Source organism: Nonomuraea sp. NPDC049028 (assembly GCF_043197735.1).
Taxonomy (GTDB): domain Bacteria; phylum Actinomycetota; class Actinomycetes; order Streptosporangiales; family Streptosporangiaceae; genus Nonomuraea.
In genome coordinates this window covers 485,823-502,621 of sequence record NZ_JBICTR010000007.1, presented here as the reverse complement: position 1 = coordinate 502,621, position 16,799 = coordinate 485,823, and the positions used below count along the sequence as shown (strand labels likewise).

15 protein-coding genes are annotated in these 16,799 nt (G+C 70.3%); 6 read left to right on the top strand and 9 right to left on the bottom strand.

Translation table 11 applies throughout. The features are described 5' to 3' along the window. Positions 1 to 3 precede the first annotated feature (3 nt). From ACGFJ2_RS29585 to ACGFJ2_RS29575, 3 genes are read right to left on the bottom strand one after another with little or no spacing between them, the layout of a single operon-like run. Complete coding sequence (locus tag ACGFJ2_RS29585; protein ID WP_393473675.1) at positions 4 to 3,333, bottom strand: FtsX-like permease family protein; 3,330 nt, start codon at positions 3,331 to 3,333, stop codon at positions 4 to 6. 16 nt (positions 3,334 to 3,349) lie between these two features. After that, the gene (locus tag ACGFJ2_RS29580; RefSeq protein WP_393473672.1) at positions 3,350 to 4,054 is read right to left on the bottom strand and encodes an ABC transporter ATP-binding protein; all 705 of its coding nucleotides are present in this window, start codon (positions 4,052 to 4,054) and stop codon (positions 3,350 to 3,352) included. Further along, the gene (locus ACGFJ2_RS29575) at positions 4,051 to 5,091 is read right to left on the bottom strand and encodes an ABC transporter ATP-binding protein (protein ID WP_393473669.1); all 1,041 of its coding nucleotides are present in this window, start codon (positions 5,089 to 5,091) and stop codon (positions 4,051 to 4,053) included. The genes ACGFJ2_RS29580 and ACGFJ2_RS29575 overlap by 4 nt, the downstream gene beginning before the upstream one ends. Positions 5,092 to 5,380: 289 nt before the next feature. Between ACGFJ2_RS29575 and ACGFJ2_RS29570 the strand changes: the two genes are divergently transcribed. The 3 genes from ACGFJ2_RS29570 to ACGFJ2_RS29560 all read left to right on the top strand — a co-directional run bounded on the left by ACGFJ2_RS29570 (position 5,381) and on the right by ACGFJ2_RS29560 (position 7,836). Next, positions 5,381 to 6,334 carry a hypothetical protein gene (locus ACGFJ2_RS29570; RefSeq protein WP_393473666.1) on the top strand — a complete coding sequence of 318 codons (954 nt, stop codon included), beginning with the start codon at positions 5,381 to 5,383 and terminating at the stop codon, positions 6,332 to 6,334. Positions 6,335 to 6,442: 108 nt separating this feature from the next. Further along, a complete protein-coding gene (locus ACGFJ2_RS29565; RefSeq protein WP_357954758.1) occupies positions 6,443 to 6,790 on the top strand; it encodes a MerR family transcriptional regulator in 348 nt (115 codons plus the stop codon). Positions 6,791 to 6,837: 47 nt separating this feature from the next. Next, positions 6,838 to 7,836 (top strand): NADPH:quinone oxidoreductase family protein, encoded by a 999-nt coding sequence (locus tag ACGFJ2_RS29560; protein ID WP_393473662.1) that lies wholly within the window; start codon positions 6,838 to 6,840, stop codon positions 7,834 to 7,836. Here ACGFJ2_RS29560 and ACGFJ2_RS29555 read toward each other — a convergent pair. The 5 genes from ACGFJ2_RS29555 to ACGFJ2_RS29535 form a co-directional block, all read right to left on the bottom strand. Beyond that, positions 7,833 to 8,372, bottom strand: coding sequence for an AAA family ATPase (locus tag ACGFJ2_RS29555; protein ID WP_357954753.1), 540 nt, complete (start codon positions 8,370 to 8,372; stop codon positions 7,833 to 7,835). The genes ACGFJ2_RS29560 and ACGFJ2_RS29555 overlap by 4 nt on opposite strands. A 61-nt stretch (positions 8,373 to 8,433) precedes the next feature. Further along, complete coding sequence (locus ACGFJ2_RS29550) at positions 8,434 to 8,922, bottom strand: DUF5946 family protein (protein ID WP_357954751.1); 489 nt, start codon at positions 8,920 to 8,922, stop codon at positions 8,434 to 8,436. 58 nt (positions 8,923 to 8,980) lie between these two features. Then, positions 8,981 to 9,262 carry an SDR family oxidoreductase gene (locus tag ACGFJ2_RS29545; protein WP_393473658.1) on the bottom strand — a complete coding sequence of 94 codons (282 nt, stop codon included), beginning with the start codon at positions 9,260 to 9,262 and terminating at the stop codon, positions 8,981 to 8,983. A gap of 248 nt (positions 9,263 to 9,510) precedes the next feature. After that, positions 9,511 to 11,349 (bottom strand): RICIN domain-containing protein, encoded by a 1,839-nt coding sequence (locus ACGFJ2_RS29540; protein ID WP_393473655.1) that lies wholly within the window; start codon positions 11,347 to 11,349, stop codon positions 9,511 to 9,513. Positions 11,350 to 11,514: 165 nt separating this feature from the next. After that, positions 11,515 to 12,177, bottom strand: coding sequence for a DUF4097 family beta strand repeat-containing protein (locus tag ACGFJ2_RS29535; RefSeq protein ID WP_393473652.1), 663 nt, complete (start codon positions 12,175 to 12,177; stop codon positions 11,515 to 11,517). 270 nt (positions 12,178 to 12,447) lie between these two features. On the opposite strand from ACGFJ2_RS29535, the gene ACGFJ2_RS29530 reads away from it, so the two are divergent. Beyond that, on the top strand, positions 12,448 to 13,494 hold the full coding sequence (locus ACGFJ2_RS29530; RefSeq protein WP_393473649.1) for a TolB family protein: 1,047 nt from the start codon (positions 12,448 to 12,450) through the stop codon (positions 13,492 to 13,494). Positions 13,495 to 13,636: 142 nt separating this feature from the next. Here ACGFJ2_RS29530 and ACGFJ2_RS29525 read toward each other — a convergent pair whose 3' ends face one another. Continuing rightward, positions 13,637 to 14,185 carry a GbsR/MarR family transcriptional regulator gene (locus tag ACGFJ2_RS29525; RefSeq protein ID WP_393473646.1) on the bottom strand — a complete coding sequence of 183 codons (549 nt, stop codon included), beginning with the start codon at positions 14,183 to 14,185 and terminating at the stop codon, positions 13,637 to 13,639. 91 nt (positions 14,186 to 14,276) lie between these two features. On the opposite strand from ACGFJ2_RS29525, the gene ACGFJ2_RS29520 reads away from it, so the two are divergent. Then, positions 14,277 to 15,206 carry an ATP-binding cassette domain-containing protein gene (locus ACGFJ2_RS29520; RefSeq protein WP_393473643.1) on the top strand — a complete coding sequence of 310 codons (930 nt, stop codon included), beginning with the start codon at positions 14,277 to 14,279 and terminating at the stop codon, positions 15,204 to 15,206. Continuing rightward, a complete protein-coding gene (locus ACGFJ2_RS29515) occupies positions 15,203 to 16,795 on the top strand; it encodes an ABC transporter permease (protein ID WP_393473640.1) in 1,593 nt (530 codons plus the stop codon). Before ACGFJ2_RS29520 ends, ACGFJ2_RS29515 begins: the two co-directional genes overlap by 4 nt. Positions 16,796 to 16,799 lie beyond the last annotated feature (4 nt).

The following is a 16,799-nucleotide window of genomic DNA, read 5'->3' as shown; positions in this document are numbered from 1 at the left end:
GCCTCATGACACCACCCGCAGGTACGCGACGTCGACGCGGCGGGCCTGTACGACCACCACGGCGGTCACCGCGAGCGTGCACCCGGCCAGCAGGAGGGCGAGCAAGCCGGCCTCGGCGACCCACGGCCAGACGGGCAGGGCGGCAGGCACGGGGACGGCGCCTGTCTCGGAGCGGACGAGCAGAGGCGCGACGACGCGGGTGGCGAGTGCGCCGACGGCCGCGCCTGCCGCGAGCAGGGGCAGCAGGACGCCGACGTGCTGGCCGAGCAGTACGGCACGTACCTCGCGCCGGGTCATCCCCAGGCCCCGCAGCCGCGCCACCTCGAGCGCGCGGGTCCGGAGGTCGAAAGTAACATGCAGGACGACGCCGGCGAGCAGCAACAGGACCGTGGCCGGGACGAGCAGCCGCAGCGCGGCCGGCAGTCCGGCGCGCAGGGGGCCCCCGGTGAGGCGGGCGGTCTCGGACGCGCGCGTGATGACGGCGCCGAGGCGGAGGGCGGCGACGCGTACGGCGGCATCGGCCCGGGTGGGGTTGCCGACCCACCAGGCGTCCACGGGGAAGTCGAGGTTGCCGCTGACGACGAGGGCGCGGGAGAGGACGTCCGAGTCGGCCAGGATCGCCGCGGCGCCCGGGGCGGCTGGAACCGTGGGCAGCACCTCGGTCACCCTGACCGGGACGGGGGTGAGTCCGACGGTGAGATTGAGCCGGGAGCCGCGACGGGCACCGACCTCGTCGGCGAAACGGGTGGAGACGGCGACGGGCACCGGCCCCGTGGCCGGGAAGGCGGTGGCGACCAGGGTTCGGGCGGCGTCCGGGGGGCCTTTGAGTCCGACGGTGGTCGTCATTTTCAGCTGAACACCGGCCGGGGTACGGGCGAGGGCGACGGCCGGATCGCCGAGTTGGCCTGGGGCGGGCTCGACGGAGGTGACGCTCCACGGTGACCCGGACGCCACACCGGTGGAGGCTGGGGCCTCGGGCACGGTGAGGGTGACGGCGACGCGGCTGTCGCCGGCCCCGGCCGGCAGCTCGGCCAAGGCATCGGAGTAGCCGAAGCCGACGTTCCCCAGATCGGGCGCGAACGGGAGGGACACCGCGACCAGTCGCAGCCCTTCGATGGTCGCGCAGGCCGGCAGCTGATGCGCCTTGCCGTCGAGCGGGATGGGCGCGCCGTCGCAGGGTGTCCGTAAGCCGGTGGCGTCCTGCAGCAGCAGCCGCGGGGTGACGGTGAGCGGGGTCGTGCCGGTCGCCTTTCCAGTGCCGGTCGCCTTTCCAGTGCCGGTCGCCTTCCCACCGCCGGTCGCCTTTCCGGCGAGGGTGAGCACGGCGCCTTTCGGGACGGGGACGCCGGTGGCGCGGGTCGGCGGCGCGAGCGCGGCGCCCACGTCAGTCCACCTGCGGCCATCGTTCAGCCGACCGCGCAGCAAGTACTCGGCGCGGGTGGTGTCGACGGCGACCAGCCGCGGTACGTCGCCGGCGTTGCCGAGCCACTGCCCGACCGCGACGCCACGGTTGGTGGCCGGGCTCACCGCGCCTCCGGTGGCCGCGCCGACAGCCGCGCCCTGTCCGGCCTCCGGCTGCGCGGAGAGGGTGAGAGCGAGATCGGTGCCGACGGCCAAGTCGGCCTGGTCATGCTGGGAGCGCTGCCACGTGGCGTCGAAGCCGACCCCGAACGTGGCGGCCGCGCAGGCCAGGCCGATCAGCAGCCCCGCGGCCACCGCCTGCGGCCGACGGGCGGCTTCGAACGCGGCCAGCGGGAGCGTCAGCCCACGGGCGCGGCGCGCCAGCCGCTCGACGCCGCGCAGCGCGGGCACCACCAGGCGCAGCGCCAGCGCGGAGCCGGCGGTGAGCAGCAGCGCGGGAGTGAGCACGCGGATGGCGTCGACGGAGGACCCGGAGCCGGTGGGCTGATCGCGCAGCTGCCACCAGCCGGCGACCGCGAACGCCACGAGCAGCACATCGGCCCCGGAGCGGGCCAGCAGTTCGCGCCGGTGGCGACGGTCGCCGACCACGGGCGTGGGCCGCACCGAGAGAGCGACGAGCACCGCCGCGAGCGCCAGCGCGCCACCGGCGACCGCGAGCACATGGACGCCGGTCACGACCGGATGGACGGCGAGCCCGGCCTCCGCCAGCGGCGGCAGGTGAGTCAGACCGGCGTGCAGGACAGAAGAGGCGGGGATCGCGAGCGCGGCGGCCAGAACGGCAAGTGCGCCGGCCTCGACGACGGCGGCGGCGGCGAACTGCCCGCGGCTGACGCCCAGCGCCGACAGCAGAGCGGTCTCGTCAGCGCGCACGCCGGCGGTGAGCCGCCCGGCGAGGGCGAGGGCGGTCGCGGTCAGGACGATGCCGAGGACAGCGACGGTGAGTACGGCCGCAGCGGTGACCTGCTGCTGGTCGCGGGCGGACAGCAGGGTCGACGGCAACCGGGAGGCGACGCGTTCGATCCGCACCCGGTCGCCGAGAGTACGCGCCAATATGCGGTCGGCGCCGAGCACGGCCTCGGCGACGGTGTCGAGGCCGCGGCGGGTGGGGGCGGACAGGTCGGGATGGGCGGTGATCTCCAGCCGGTCGATGGTGGAGCCGCCGGCGAGCAGGGCGGCGAGATCGACGATGAACGGCCCGTACGCGTGGACCGGCCGCACGGAGCGACCGTCGCGGTAGGCGAGGTCGTAGCCGGTGGCGGCGAGAGGGTCGCGGTCCCAGCCGGTACCCGGCAGCGGGCGTACGACGCCGACGATGGTTACGTCGACCGTCCGGGCGGGGTCGTCGCCCAGCTCCGCGCCGAGGCGGACGCGTCTGCCGGGGGTGAGGCCGAGCAGCCGCGCGGTGGGCTCAAGCACGACGGCCTCCAGCGGCACGGCACGGCGGACCGCGTCGGCCTTCGGCGGCACGGCGGGGTGCGCCGCGTCGGCCGCGCCCCGCGGCCAGCGTCCCGTGACCAACGCGGCGCGAGCCGGCAGATCCTCCACGCTCGACAGGTAGGTCTCAGCGGGCACGCCGTCGCCACCCGCGCGCGTCGTCGGCAGCGACCGCATCACCGACGACGCGCGCGCGGCCGTCGTCGCGGCGAACGGAGCCAGCGCCGAGGTCAGCACGCGGCGGGTGTCGGCGGCGACGGATCGCGCGTCCGGTCCGCGGATGGTGACGGTGTAGGCGGTGACGTCGACCTGGTCGGGAGTGGCGCGGGACGCGGCGGCCTCCAGCGCCTGCTCGGCGGTGCGGGTGACGAGGAGTGCGCAGGCGCCCAGCAGCGTGGGGCCCACCATGGCGACCGCCAGGAGGGCGGCCAGCAGCGGCCACTGCGCGCGGGCTCGGTGGGCGAGCAGCCTCAGCACGTGCGGCTCTGGACGATCATGAGGCGTCCCGCCCGTCCAGCCGCCCGTCGTTGATCTGGATCACCCGGTCCGCCAGCGCGAGCATCGTCGGGTCGTGCGTGGACACCAGCGCCGTCACGCCCTCGGACTCCACGACTCCGCGCAACAGCGCCATCACCGACAGACCCGTCTCGGCGTCCAGCTGCCCGGTCGGCTCGTCGGCGATCAGCAGCCGGGGAGAGGCGGCCAGGGCCCGGGCGATCGCCACCCGCTGCTGCTGGCCGCCGGACAGCTCACCCGGACGCTGCTGGGCGTGGTCGGCCAGGCCCACCAGCTCCAGCAACAGCTCGACCCGACGCTCGCGTTCCGCCGCCGGGAGGCGCGCCAGCCGTAATGGGGCGCCGACGTTCTCCGCGGCCGACAGCACCGGGATCAGGCCGAACGTCTGGAACACGTAGGAGACCTTCTCCCGCCGTAACCGGGACAGGCCGTCCTCATCGAGGGCTGTCACGTCGGTATCGTCGACGAGTACGGTCCCGGAGTCCGGACGGTCCAGACCGCCGATGACGTTCAGCAATGTGGTCTTCCCGGATCCGGACCGGCCGATGAGGGCCACCATGGTGCCCGCGGCGAGGTCGAACGACACGTCCCGCAGAGCGTGGACGGCGGTCGGCCCGCTGCCGAAGCGCCGATGGACGCCACGCACGGCGAGCAGCGGCCTGTCGGCCGGACCGGCGCTCACGCGGATCCATCGAGGTCAGGGCGGATCGCGACGTGATCGGCCGCGTCGAGATCAGGGCGGATTACATCACGATCGGCCGCGTCGAGGTCGGGGCGGACCACATCGCGATCGGGTCCGTCGAAGTCGGGGCGGATCGCGACATGATCGGCCTCCAGCGCCAGTCGGACCCGTCTGGTCAGCGCCAGCGCCTCCCGATAGTCGCGTGGCACCTGGACCCGTCCGGCACGGTCCATCACGGCGTACTCCTCGGCGATCATGTGCGTGTCGCCATCGGCGCCGGTGGCGGTGCGGCGTAGTACCTCGCTGCTGGTGCGTCCATCGCGGATCGCCACGGTCCGCTCGACCTGGCCGCTGACCGCGGAGTCATGGGTCACGATGACGACGGTGACGCCGAGCCGGCGGTTGACCTCTCGTAACGTCCCGAAGACCTCGGCGGAGGTGGCGGTGTCCAGCTCGCCGGTCGGCTCGTCGGCCAGCAGGACGCGCGGCTCGTTGGCGAGGGCCACCGCGATGGCGACCCGCATCTGCTGCCCGCCGGACAGCTGCGCGGGACGCCGGTCGGCGCAGTCGGCGACGCCGAGGGCGCTCAGCAGTTCGGCGGCGCGGGCCCGGCGCCTGCGGGCCGGTGTGCGGGCCGCCGTCATCGGCAGGTCGACCATCTGCCGCGCGGTCAGGTAGGGCACGAGGTTGCTGGCCGTCTGCTGCCGGACGAATCCGACGGTACGCCGCCGGTAGTGCACACGATCGGCCCGGGACATCGCCAGCAGGTTCCACCGGTCGACGCGCGCCCGCCCGGCGGTGGGGGCGTCGACCCCGGCGAGGATGGACAGCAACGTCGACTTGCCCGACCCCGACGCCCCGACGACGGCGACCATCTCGCCACTGTCAACGAGCAGGTCCAGCCCTTGTAACGCCTGCACCTCGACCGACCCGGACTGGTAGATCCGCACCAGGCTCTCGCAGACGATCAGCGCGTCCCGCCCGAACTCCGGCGCCTTCTGAGGTGGCTGCGGCAGGGACAGCGGCTTGATGGACATCCCCCTCCTCCGGACCGGAGTCGTGCTCATCTCTGGCCAGACTCTATAGAGTCCCCATCCGCCCGGCCAACAGCCTCTTGTGAGCGCTCACGCCCCGCGAAGGAGCCGTGACGGGTTGCCCGAACTGCGGTCCCCAATCGTGCACCCGACATCACTACTGCTACTTTTGTGCCCTTTAGTCCCATAGTGGTTAGAGGTACGGAAAGTGCGACGGTACTGCTGGACGATCAGCGCAGTCACGGCAGGGTGTCTGCTCGCAGGATGCTCCGCCCTGCCCGCCCTGCCGGGCATGGGCGGCACGAAGGCGGACCCTGCCGCGACGGGCAAACCCAGTGCGAGCAGTGCCCCGAAGCCGGCTCGGGCCGTCTCGGACCAGGAGGCCACCTCGGTCCTCGCGGACTACGTCAAGCGCAACAACGCCGCCAACAAGGCCCGGAGCGACGAACTCCTGGCCGGCTACGAGGGCGGCTCCAGCTTCGCCATCGACAAGGCCAGCTACGCCTCCAGCCGCATCCTGCGCAAGACCATCAAGTACCAGCCGTTCGGCTACACGGGCGCCGCGTTCCGCGCGCCGGCCGCCGGGCAGCAGCCCTGGTTCCTGGCCACGGCCCACTGGCAGCGCAAGCCGACGACCTCGAAGGAGCCGACGTACCTGCTCTTCGCCCGGCAGGGGGACGGCTGGCGGCAGATGTACTCCCCCGACACCTTCGACGGCACCACCACCGATGAACTGCCCGCGATCGCCGCTGACGCCTCGGGGGTCGCCACGGCGGTCGGCCCCACGGACGGAACCGGCCTGCTGATGTCGCCCGCCGACTTCGCGAAGAAGTACGCCGCCCACATGGTCAGCAAGGGCACCGCCGCCGACAAGAGCCTCTTCGCCGCCGACAGCATCACCACCGGGGCGGCGAAGACTCGCCAGAGGATGAACCAGTACGCGCGCATCTCGTCCACCGCCCGCCCGGCCACCCGCTATCCGTCGTACACGCTGCGCACCACCGACGGCGGAGCGCTGACCTTCACCACGATCGAGCGCACGATCCGCTACGACGTGCGGCAGGGCCCGGAGCGTAACTACGTCTTCCAGAAGGACAGCGGAATCCTGCGCGGCAAGTACTACACGTACATGACGATCACCGATCTGTTCCAGGTCGCCGCCCACATCCCCGCGAAGAGCGGCAAACCAGACCAGGTCAAGGTGCTCGCCAACTACTCCGGCCTCGTAGCGGGCAGCGGCCGCTGACCCCCGGTCAAGCCTCGGCTCGCCGCTGTGAAGGCCCGGCCGGTGAGCCACGCGATGCCGGTGAAACGCTCACGGAAGCTCGCGGAGCGTCGGCACGTTGTCTGAGACATGCAGATCGGCGAAGCCGCCAGCGCCAGCGGCGTGAGTGTGCGGTCGTTGCGGTACTACGAGGATGAAGGCTTGATCGTCCCTGGTCGGTGCAGTAACGGATACCGCGACTACTGCCAGTCGACCATCGACCGGGTCCACGCTATTCGCTCGCTGCTGGAGTCCGGGCTGCCCGTACGGCTGGTCAAGGCAGCCCTGCCCCACCTCACCGACGGACCGGAAGCTGACCCGGATCCGCTTTTCCTGCATGAGGTGGAGAGCTATCGTGATCGGCTCACCGCTCGCATCGCCGCTCTCACCGCCCAGCAGTCGGCACTCGACGCCTACCTGCGCGAGGCCCGCCGGTGACCATGGCTTGACCCTCACGCCAGTGTGAGGCTCCTACGTTTCGGCGTATGGAGACCAACCACCAGACGATGCGGGCACTGCTTCAGCGGTCGCACCGCGGGCCGAAGGATCTGATCCTCACCAGCGACCGTCATCGCCCCACCCCGGGCCCGGGCGAGTACTTGATCCGAGTCGGCGCGGCCGGGGTCAACTTCGCCGACGTCATGCAGACCCGTGGAACCTACGGAGGAGGGCCTCAGGCGCCCTACGTCGCGGGATTCGAGGCCGCCGGTGAGATCGTGGGCGTCGGACCTGACGTCGAGGCCCCACTTCCGCTCGGTACCCACGTCATCGGAGCCGGCCCTGGCGCCTTCGCGCAGTACATGGCGCTGCCGGCCGCAGAGGTGCTGCCCGTCCCGTCCGGCTGGACGGACGCCGAAGCCCTCGGCATGGTGCTGAACTGGGCGACCGCTTTGGCGGCGCTGAGGCCGCTGGGTGAGATCAAGCCAGGTGACACGGTACTCATCCACGCGGCGGCAGGAGGAGTGGGGCAGGCCGCGGTGCGCCTCGCCCGCCACTACGGTGCGCGGGTGATCGCCACAGCCTCACCGGCCAAGCACGACGTCGTTCGAGCGCTCGACGCCGAGGAGGTTCTGGACAGTACGCGCCCGGACCTGGCCGAGGAGATCACCCGTCTGACCGGCGGAGTCGACCTGGTCCTTGAATCGGTAGGACAGGCCACGTTCAAGACCAGTCTGTCGGTCGCCAAACCCTTCATCGGGCGCGTCGTCGTGTTCGGCGCCGCTTCCGGCGACGCCAGTCTGACCACGCACGACCTGGTCTTCACCCACCACGCGCAGGTGAAGGGCTTGCACATCGGTGCGCTGGCGAGCGCCGCCCCATCGATCTACCGATCGCTGTTCACGGAGATCGGGGCGCTCATCGCCCACGGCGTGTACCCGCCCGGCACCCCCCAGGTCCACCCCCTGGGCGACGGGCCGGCGGTGCTTCAGGAACTCGAAGCAGGCCGGACCCGTGGCAAGCACGCCCTTGATCCTTGGCGCTAGGAACCGAACTGCTTCTTGACCGCCGCCACCCGGTCCGGCAGCACGCCCGGAGCGATCAGCACACACTCGTACCCGAGTGAGGCATAGGCGTCCTGATGGACCCGCTCGAACCGCAGCGACTCCTCGAACGTGATCAGCCGCGCGTCGGTCGGCGTGACGAATCCGAGGTTCTGTACGAAGAGCACCTTCTTCTCGTAGATCTGCTGCGCTTCGATGCGTTCCAGTTCGCGGGTCAGCGCCGGCGAGACGGAGTGGCCGAGATAAGTGGCCAGGGCGTAGGTGCAGACCGGCGATCGATCGTAGATCTGCACCTCGCCGGGGAGGGCCGCGGCCTGTTCCTGCCGTCGGCGCTGCAAGGTGACGATCGCCTCAACGAAGGACGGCTTCGTCCACGGCTCGGACTCGCCCTGGGCCTGCCGCAGGGCGATGACATCTGTCGCCGCCTCCTCGACGACGGTGTAGCCGTCGCACTCCAGCCAACGCAGGATGGCGGTCTTCCCGGCTCCAGGCGTGCCGGTCAGGATGTAGCGCTTCATGAATCACTTCTCGTACGTCCCGGATCTGGGCATGGGATGGGTTGATCTTGCGGGCTGTCCGTCAGGTCTGGACGGATCTCCAGGACTCCACAGTCGCTTCGGCGATGGCTTCGATGTGGCGTCCGTACGCCAGATGCCCATCGGACACGAAGCTGCCACCCTTGACGGGCAAGCCGCAGAACGTAGCGCGGAAGCGCCCGGGAGATCCGGCCTGCGGGAGCGGCGCGTACTCCTCGAGCGGCGCCATGTCGTAGCCCGACCGTACCCCATGCTTGTTCCGCGCCACCTGATGAGCCGCGACGCGAAGCAGCGCGTCGAGGCCCTTGTCCACGTACAACTGCAGCTGGCGGAACTGGCCGTCCAGGTACTTCTCATTGGCTCTGGAAGGATGCTGCAGGAGGTACGCGCACACCACGGGCGCGTGCCACCTGTACATCTGCGGATCGGCCTGCTCTTCAGCCAGGATCGCGTGGTAGTAGTCGACGCACACACCCAGCGGGCCGGCACTCGCACCGCAGTCGCACTGGCGCATGCTGGGGCTGTCTGTCACGGTCCGCACCATAGGCGGTCGGCAACGGCCTTGTCGACGACATTTCGGCCGACAGCCCTCACTCCACCCAACGTCGAAACCCGCCCTCAGAATTGATCACCTGGCCGGTGATCCAGGCGGCATCGTCCGAGGCGAGCCAACGGACCACCTTGGCGACTTCATCTGGCCTCCCCCACCGGCCCGAAGGCAGGGCACGGCCAATGTGCCGGGCGAGCTCGGGACCGGCCCAGCCGGTGTCCACCGGCCCAGGGTTGACCGTGTTGACGGTGATGCCCCGATCAGCGAGCGCGTCGGAGAGACTGGCCGTCATCTGATGGATCGCACCCTTGCTGATCGGCATCGTGTGGGGTCCACGACTGCGCCACCACCTTCGCCCCGGCGCTCAGCAGTTCACGGGCCAGGGCGAAGCCGATCCCGGCCCGGCGACTCACTCCGGTCACCACCGCTACCCTGCCCGCCAGAGGCCCCTGTGCGCTCATGTCGATTCCCATCTGGAAATCTTCGCAAATCAGGTCCTTTGCTGTCTTCGCCCACGGGAAGCCCAGGTCACACCGCTGACCTGGGCTTCCAAGGACCGGGCGGACCAGGCTAGATCGGCTTGAGCGCCCAGAAGTGGTTGGCGTTGTTGCCGGCCAGGACCTGCTGGTCCAGGGCGGACGACGTACCGGTCGTCATGTTGAGCACGCGTTGGCTGTGGACGTTGACGAGGACGTACGTGCCGTCAGCCGCACGCCGTACAGTCCACATCTGCGTGTTGCTCGCAGTGCAGGTCGACTGGACGATCTGAGTTCCGGCCGCGTCGCTCGGCGTCTTCAGGTCCAGGCACAGGCCGCTGTTGACGTTGACGAGGCGGGCGGGGAAGGTGTCCGAGGCGGCCTTGCGCAACGTCCACTGCTGACGCGTGGCGCCGGAGTGCGCCTTATGCGTGACCACCGCTCCGGAGGTCAGCGCGCCGTTGAGCACCTCGGCGTTCTCGCGGTTGCCGATGCCTGTCAGGTAGTACTTCGCGCCGTCCTGCGGGCCGGGATCCGTGATCCGGTTGAACTTCCACCGCTGGTTGGTCGCCCCGGTGTAGGGCCGCTGCTCCAGCGGGGCCGGGTACGCGCCCGTGACCGTCAGGGCCAGACCGGACAGCCAGTTGATGATCGCATAGCTGCCGTCCGCCTGCGGCAGGTACGCCCACCGCATGCCGTCCTGGCCGTTGCAGCCGTACTGCAGGACCTGGGTTCCCGAGGTGGTGCCGCTGTAGGCGCTGTCCACGCACATCCGGCTGTTCGCGTTGATGAACTGCAGGCCGGTCTTGTAACCCATGATCCACTTCTGGCTCGCCCCGTTGGTCCGGGCGCGCTGACTGAGCCTGACCAGTCCGGTCGTGGAGCCGTCGATCGGCTCGATGGCCCCGCCGGTGGACACGCTGGTGATCGCGTACGTGAAGCCGACCGTGGGATGGCCTACGACGTCGGCGGCGGCGCCCTTGATGAGGAAGTCGCTGTCCGCGCTGTTCCAATGGGTGGCTAGATAGCTGTCCGCCTCCGGGCTGACGTTGAAGTAGTCGTCGCGGTTGCAGTCGGGAACCCGGTAGTCGTTCCACTCCACGCAGTCCCAGGACGGCGTACCGCCGTAGCACATGAGGTCGAACTGGTCCGTGCAGTGCCCGCTGTAGGAGTGCGGCGCGCTCGGCTGCACCGCGCCGAACGTGTGGCCCAGCTCGTGGGCGATCGCGTTGGCGCCGAAACAGTTGGGTATCGCGTCGACCCGCGCGTAGGTGGTGCGATTGTTGTAGTTGGCGGCGTCGGGACGATCGTCGTTGTACCGCCCGCCCCGCCCGCATTCGACGGTCGCCTCGGTGAGCATGAGGTACTTGCGGTCCGCCTTGTCGTATCCCAGCGCCTTCACCGCGGTGATGCCACTGTCGAAGGTGGCCAGCGAGTCGGCGGGCACCGTGACCTGGCGTACCGCGACCTGGCAACCCCCGGAGACCGCCTCCGTCACATAGCGGATGTGCCGGCTCTGGCCGCCCTCCGCGGCGGCGTCGTTGTACGCGTCGTCGGCGTTGGCGAGCCACGCCTGGAACATCGGCATGAGCTGGGTGAAACGGTCGGGCATGCTGGACTCGCGGACGTACAGGACCTCGACGCGCTTGCCACTCTCCCCGTCGCCATCGCAGAGGACCTTGGCCGTCGCCGCCTCCGCCGCCGCGTCGGCCTGGTCCGCCGTGAGCCGGGCCCCGTTCGCCTGGGGACCCGTCCGTAACCCGAGCCGCGCGCCGGGGAAGAGGTCCGATGGCGCGCCGCAGCTCAGCGGCTCGGACGACACCGCCGTACCGGAACATGGATCGAGCGATTCCGCCGCCACGGGACGGGCATCGAGCCCGTTGGCGACGAGAACCCCCGCCGCGACATAGAGGACAAGGCGTTTGAGAAGCATTCGGCGACCCCCGGATCGTGAACATCGCTCACCTTGACGATGAGGAAGATCAACGTACTGGGCCCGACCGGAATAGCCAATCCAGGCGTAATACGCGCTTCCCCCAGGCCACGCGAGGGGCGTGGGGTGCGACCTCGGGGCCGGGGAAGCGTCCAGAACTCTCAGTCAGAGGCTGCGGGCGGTGATGTCGCCGCTGGAGGTGGTGGCGTGGATGTCGAGCTCGGCGGTGCCGTCGTTCTTGAGGGTGTTGGCGATGCGGCCGTGGGTGGTACCGGCGTCCAGGGAGGCCGAGACGCCGGCGGCGGCGCTGATCGAGATGTCGCCGGACTCGGTGCGGAGCACGACCTTGCCGCCGGTGGCCTCGGCGATCCGGATGTCGCCCCGCGCGGTGCTGATCTCCGCGGCGCCGCCCAGCCGGCCGACCTCGACGTCGCCGTCGGTCGCGGTGAGGCGCAGGCTTGCGGTCTCGTCCAGCTTGATCTGGTGGTACGCGCCTTCGAAGGTGACGTCGCCGAGGCGGCCGACGGTCCGCAGTTCGGCGCTGCCCGACTTCGCCTCGACGCGGGAACCGGTGGGCAGCTGGACCGTCACCTCGATGGCTCCGGTGGGGCCAAGGTACTGGTTCTTCTGCGCGGTCTCGATCCGCAGGACGCCGTCGGCGTATTCGACCGTGGTCTGCTCGGCGGCCTTGACGTCACGGCCCTTGGAGGCGTTGGCGGGCAGCACCTCGACGGTGGTGTCGGCCCGGTCGGCCGCGATGAACTGGACGCGCCCGGCGGGGATGTCCAGGACGGTGGTGATCGCGGCGGGGGTGTCGAACTTCTGCATTGTGTGTGCTCCTGCTGAATCTGAGTTCGGTGTGGCCCAGTTCGCAAGCGCTGGACCGTTCATGGGATTGAGCATCGCCGACCGTGCTGATACCGGGCCGTCGCCGTCCTGACGCGACCACTGACACACCACCCGCACGCTCGACAGCTCGGCCCGAGGACATCCATGCGGGGCTTGGTGGCGGAGTTCGCAATGAGCCGCCACGGCGGGTCGGGGCGGACCCTATTCTGATCTTGGTAAGGCTTCCTTCCGACAGCCAGGAGAGATCACATGATCGGCCGTTTCGTGTCCGGCCTGGTGGGCGCACTGGTGCTCACCACCGCCACAGCCACCGCCGCCACACCCCCGCCCCAGCCGACCCGGGGCTCGTTACCTGGCGTAACGGAACGGACAGGAGATGGCCAGTTCGGCAAGGGTCAGGCCGCGGTCGTCGCCGACCTGAACGGCCGCCCCATCCAGCTCACGTCCTACACCACCGTCGACATGCGAAACCACGGGGGCCCGTTCACGCTGTGGACATGGCAGCCGGACCGACGGCGGTTCATCAAGAGCGACTACGGGGATTTCGCGGTCTCCCCCGACGGACGCTGGACGGTCGCGCGACTGCAGTCGCGGGAAGAGCCGGGCAAGAGCCGCCTGCGGATCCTCGACCGGTCCACCGGCAAGAGCCGGGACGTCGCGATCCAGCTCACGGACTACACCCCCGCCGAGACCGATAACGGCGGCACCCAGTATCCCCGGATGCGCTGGCCCAGGTGGTCGCCGGACGGCAAGAAGCTGCTGTTCACCGTCTCCTTGGCCCGCCAGGACGACCGCTCGGCAGGAGTCCTGATCGTCGACCTGCCCGACTTCACGCCCCGCTTCATCAAGATCCACAAGGCGCTGGTCACCGTCGGCGGTTTCGAGTGGAACAACGACGGTACCCGCTTCCTGGTCAGGCACGGCAGGCTCGGCAGCACGACCGTCCGCCTGTACGACCTGCAGGGCAAGGCCACCAAGGAATACCAGGTACGAGGCCGGCCGGGCGGTAACGGACGCGGCGTCTTCTCCCCCTCCGGCAAGCGGTTCGTCACCGCCTGCCTGCCACTGGAGAAGGCCGCCTGCGTGTGGGACGCGTCGACCGGCAAGGCCGTGACGAGACTGCCCGTCGTCGCGGGCGCGCGGCCGACCACTCTCGGCTGGTACGACGAGAAGCACCTGCTCATCTCCACCGCGGCAGGCATCGGAATCATCGACCTGAAGGGCCGGGTGACCGAGACGCTGCTCAAGCTCGGCAAGAAGTCCGAGATCTCCCCGCAGTTCAGCGCGCTGAAATGATCGGTCGGCATGCGGAGGTGGTCCCGCGTTTCGCCATCGGCGCGGGCCGCACCTCATCGTGTTGCCGTACAGCACATTCGCGTCGTAGCTTGCCGCGTGGTCGCAGGCCGATCGGCCAACCAGGCCGACGATCAAGTGCGCGTCAGGAGCCGGACCGGGCCGAGCCGCCTGATCGTTCTGCAGGCTGAGCGTTCAACTCGTTCCACTTGTGCAGCAGCTGGGGGACCTCGCTCCGGAGAAACGCGAAAAAACGCCGAGTCTCGTCCATCCGGGCGCCCGCGGGCGTGTCCGTACCGAGCACCTCGGCTCCGTCGCGCGCGCCCTCCTCGAAACGACGGAACACCTCGTCACTCGAGGCCGCCGCCCTGTACCACGCCGCCTGGTCGACGCGGTAATGATCACGGCGCTCACCGGGGTCCCGCTCGCGGGTCACCATCCCGACCCGCATCAGATATTTCACCGCGCCCGAGACCGCCGACGGGCCGACGTGCAGTACGTCGGCGAGTTCGCCGGCGGTGCGCCGGCCGTCGTCGGCGATGAGCAGCGCCGCGAGCACGCGGGCCGCCATACGCGGGTAACCCGAGTCGGACATGATCACGGCGAACCGTTCGAGGAACCGCAGCGCGTCGGCCGTGCGCACGTCCCCGGTTCTCTTGGTCATGCCGATCTCGTCGTCGGCTCTCTCGGTCATGCACACCCTCTGCGCGTCGGCTCTGATGGCCACAGGCTACAGACTAACTGATGTTTCACGAATTTCGTGAAATTCATGTAGTGTCCGAAGTATGGCAAACATGATCTCCGCGTCCGGTCTGGTCAAGACCTTCGGCCGGACTCGGGCACTCGACGGTCTGGACCTGACGGTCCGGACCGGTGAGGTGCACGGATTCCTCGGGCCGAACGGGGCAGGTAAGTCCACGACCATCCGGATCCTGCTCGGCCTACTGCGTCAGGACTCCGGGACCGCTCGGCTGCTGGACGGCGATCCGTGGCGAGACGCGACCGCCTTGCACCGGCGGCTGGCGTACGTACCCGGTGATGTGACCCTGTGGCCGACCCTGTCCGGTGGCGAGGCGATCGACCTGCTCGGCCGGATGCGCGGCCGGATCGATCCCCGGCGCCGGGCCGAACTGCTCGACCGCTTCGAACTGGATCCACGCAAGAAGGGGCGGGCCTACTCCAAGGGCAACCGGCAGAAGGTGGCCCTGGTCGCGGCGCTGTCCTCGGATGCCGACCTGCTCATCCTGGACGAGCCCACTTCCGGCCTCGACCCGCTGATGGAGGCGGTCTTCCAGGAGAGCATCCAGGAAGAGCGGCGCAAGGGCCGTACCGTGCTGCTGTCCAGCCACATCCTCGCCGAGGTCGAGGCCCTGTGCGACAGGGTGAGCATCATCCGGCACGGCCGCACGGTGGAAACGGGCACCCTCAGCGAGCTGCGCCACCTCACCCGCACCTCAATCGCGGCCGAGCTCGCCGGGCCCGTTCCCCAACTCGCCGGCTCGGCGGGCGTACACAGCCTGTGGACGCAGGGCAACCGGCTGCGCTGCCAGGTCGACGGCGACGCGCTGGACGCGCTGCTGCGCGAGCTGGTGAAGGTAGGTGTGCGGAGCCTGGTCAGCCAGCCACCGACGCTGGAGGAGATGTTCCTGCGCCACTACGAAGACGATCTGTCCGGCGCGGGCTCGAACGGAAAGCACGCGGTGGCACAGCGATGAACACTCTCACCGGCACCGGCGGACTGATCCGGCTCATCCTGCGGCGCGACCGGGTGCGGTTACCGGTCTGGTACGGGCTCGTGGCGCTGCTCGTGATCGGCGTGGCCGGCTCGGTGGCCGCCGCGTTTCCCACGGAGGAGGCGCGCCAGGCGTTCCTCCACACGACCAACGGCGACCCGACACAGCTCATGATGATCGGCCCGATCTATGACTCGTCCGCCGCAGGGCTCGCCGCGTGGCGAGTACGGGGGCAGGCCGCCCTGCTGATCGCACTGGCGAGCCTGTTCCTGGTGATCCGCAGCACTCGCGGAGAGGAGGAAGCGGGCCGTAGCGAACTGCTGGGCTCGACCGTGGTCGGCAGGCACGCGGCACTGACGGCCGCGCTGACCGTGGCGTTCGCCGCCGGGCTGATCACCGCCCTTGTCGTGGCACTGGGGCTCATGGGCCAGGGGCTGCCTGCACAGGGCGCCCTGGTGATGGGGCTGTCGGTCGCCGCCGTCGGCTGGGTCTTCGCCGCGCTCGCGGGCCTGGCGGCCCAGCTGACCGAAAGCGCTCGTACCGCCGCCGGCCTCGCCGCCACCGCGATGGCCATCCTGTACGCGGTGCGCGCGGTCGCGGACCTCGAGCAGAGTTCCTGGGTGTCCTGGCTGTCGCCGTTCGGCTGGACCCAGCGCATGCGTCCCTTCGCCGGTGACCACTACTGGCCGCTGCTGCCGGTCATCGGTCTGACCCTGCTGCTGGTGGCCGGCGCGTACCGGATGTCCGCACGCCGGGACCTGGGGGCCGGCATCCTCCCATCCCGGCTCGGTCCCGCCGAGGCGGCGCCGGGCCTGCGTACCTCGTTTGCCCTGGCCTGGCGGCTGCAGCGGGGCACGCTGCTGTCCTGGGCCGTCGCGTCCACCGCGTTCGGCGCCGGTTTGGGCGGCGTGGCGCGGAGCGCCGCCGAGCAACTGAACGCGAGCGAGGCTCTCAGGGGCCTGATCGAGCGGATGGGTGGCGGCGGCCGTCCCGCCGACGGCTTCTTCGCCTTCGTCATCTACCTGATGAGCCAGGTCATCACGGTCTACGCGATTCAGGCGACCCTGCGCTTGCGGGCGGAGGAGACCTCCGGCCATGCCGACGTCATCCTGACCGGCCCGATCGGCAGGCTGCGCTGGGCAGGCGGTCACCTGGCCGTCGTCGCGGCCGGGTCGGCGATCGTGCTCGCCGGGCTCGGCCTCGGGATGGGTCTGGTCTATGGGCTCTCCACGGGAGACGCGGGCGGCGAGATCGCCCGGCTGCTGGGGGCGAGCCTGACACGCCTTCCTTCGGTCCTGGTGCTGGCCGCCGTTCCGGTGCTGGTGTACGGCCTGCTGCCGCGGCTCGCCGCGATCGTCGCCTATGTCGCGCTCGGGTTGTGTTTCGTGCTCGAGTTCGCGGTGGAACTGCTGCACGCCGACCCGTCGATCTTGACGGTGTCGCCGTACGCGCAGACCCCCGGGCTCCCGGTCGCCGAATTCACCATGACGCCGCTGATCCTGCTGACCGTCGTCGCCACCTCGCTCACCGCCGTGGGGCTGGCCGCGCTCCGCCGACGTGACCTCGGATAGCGCG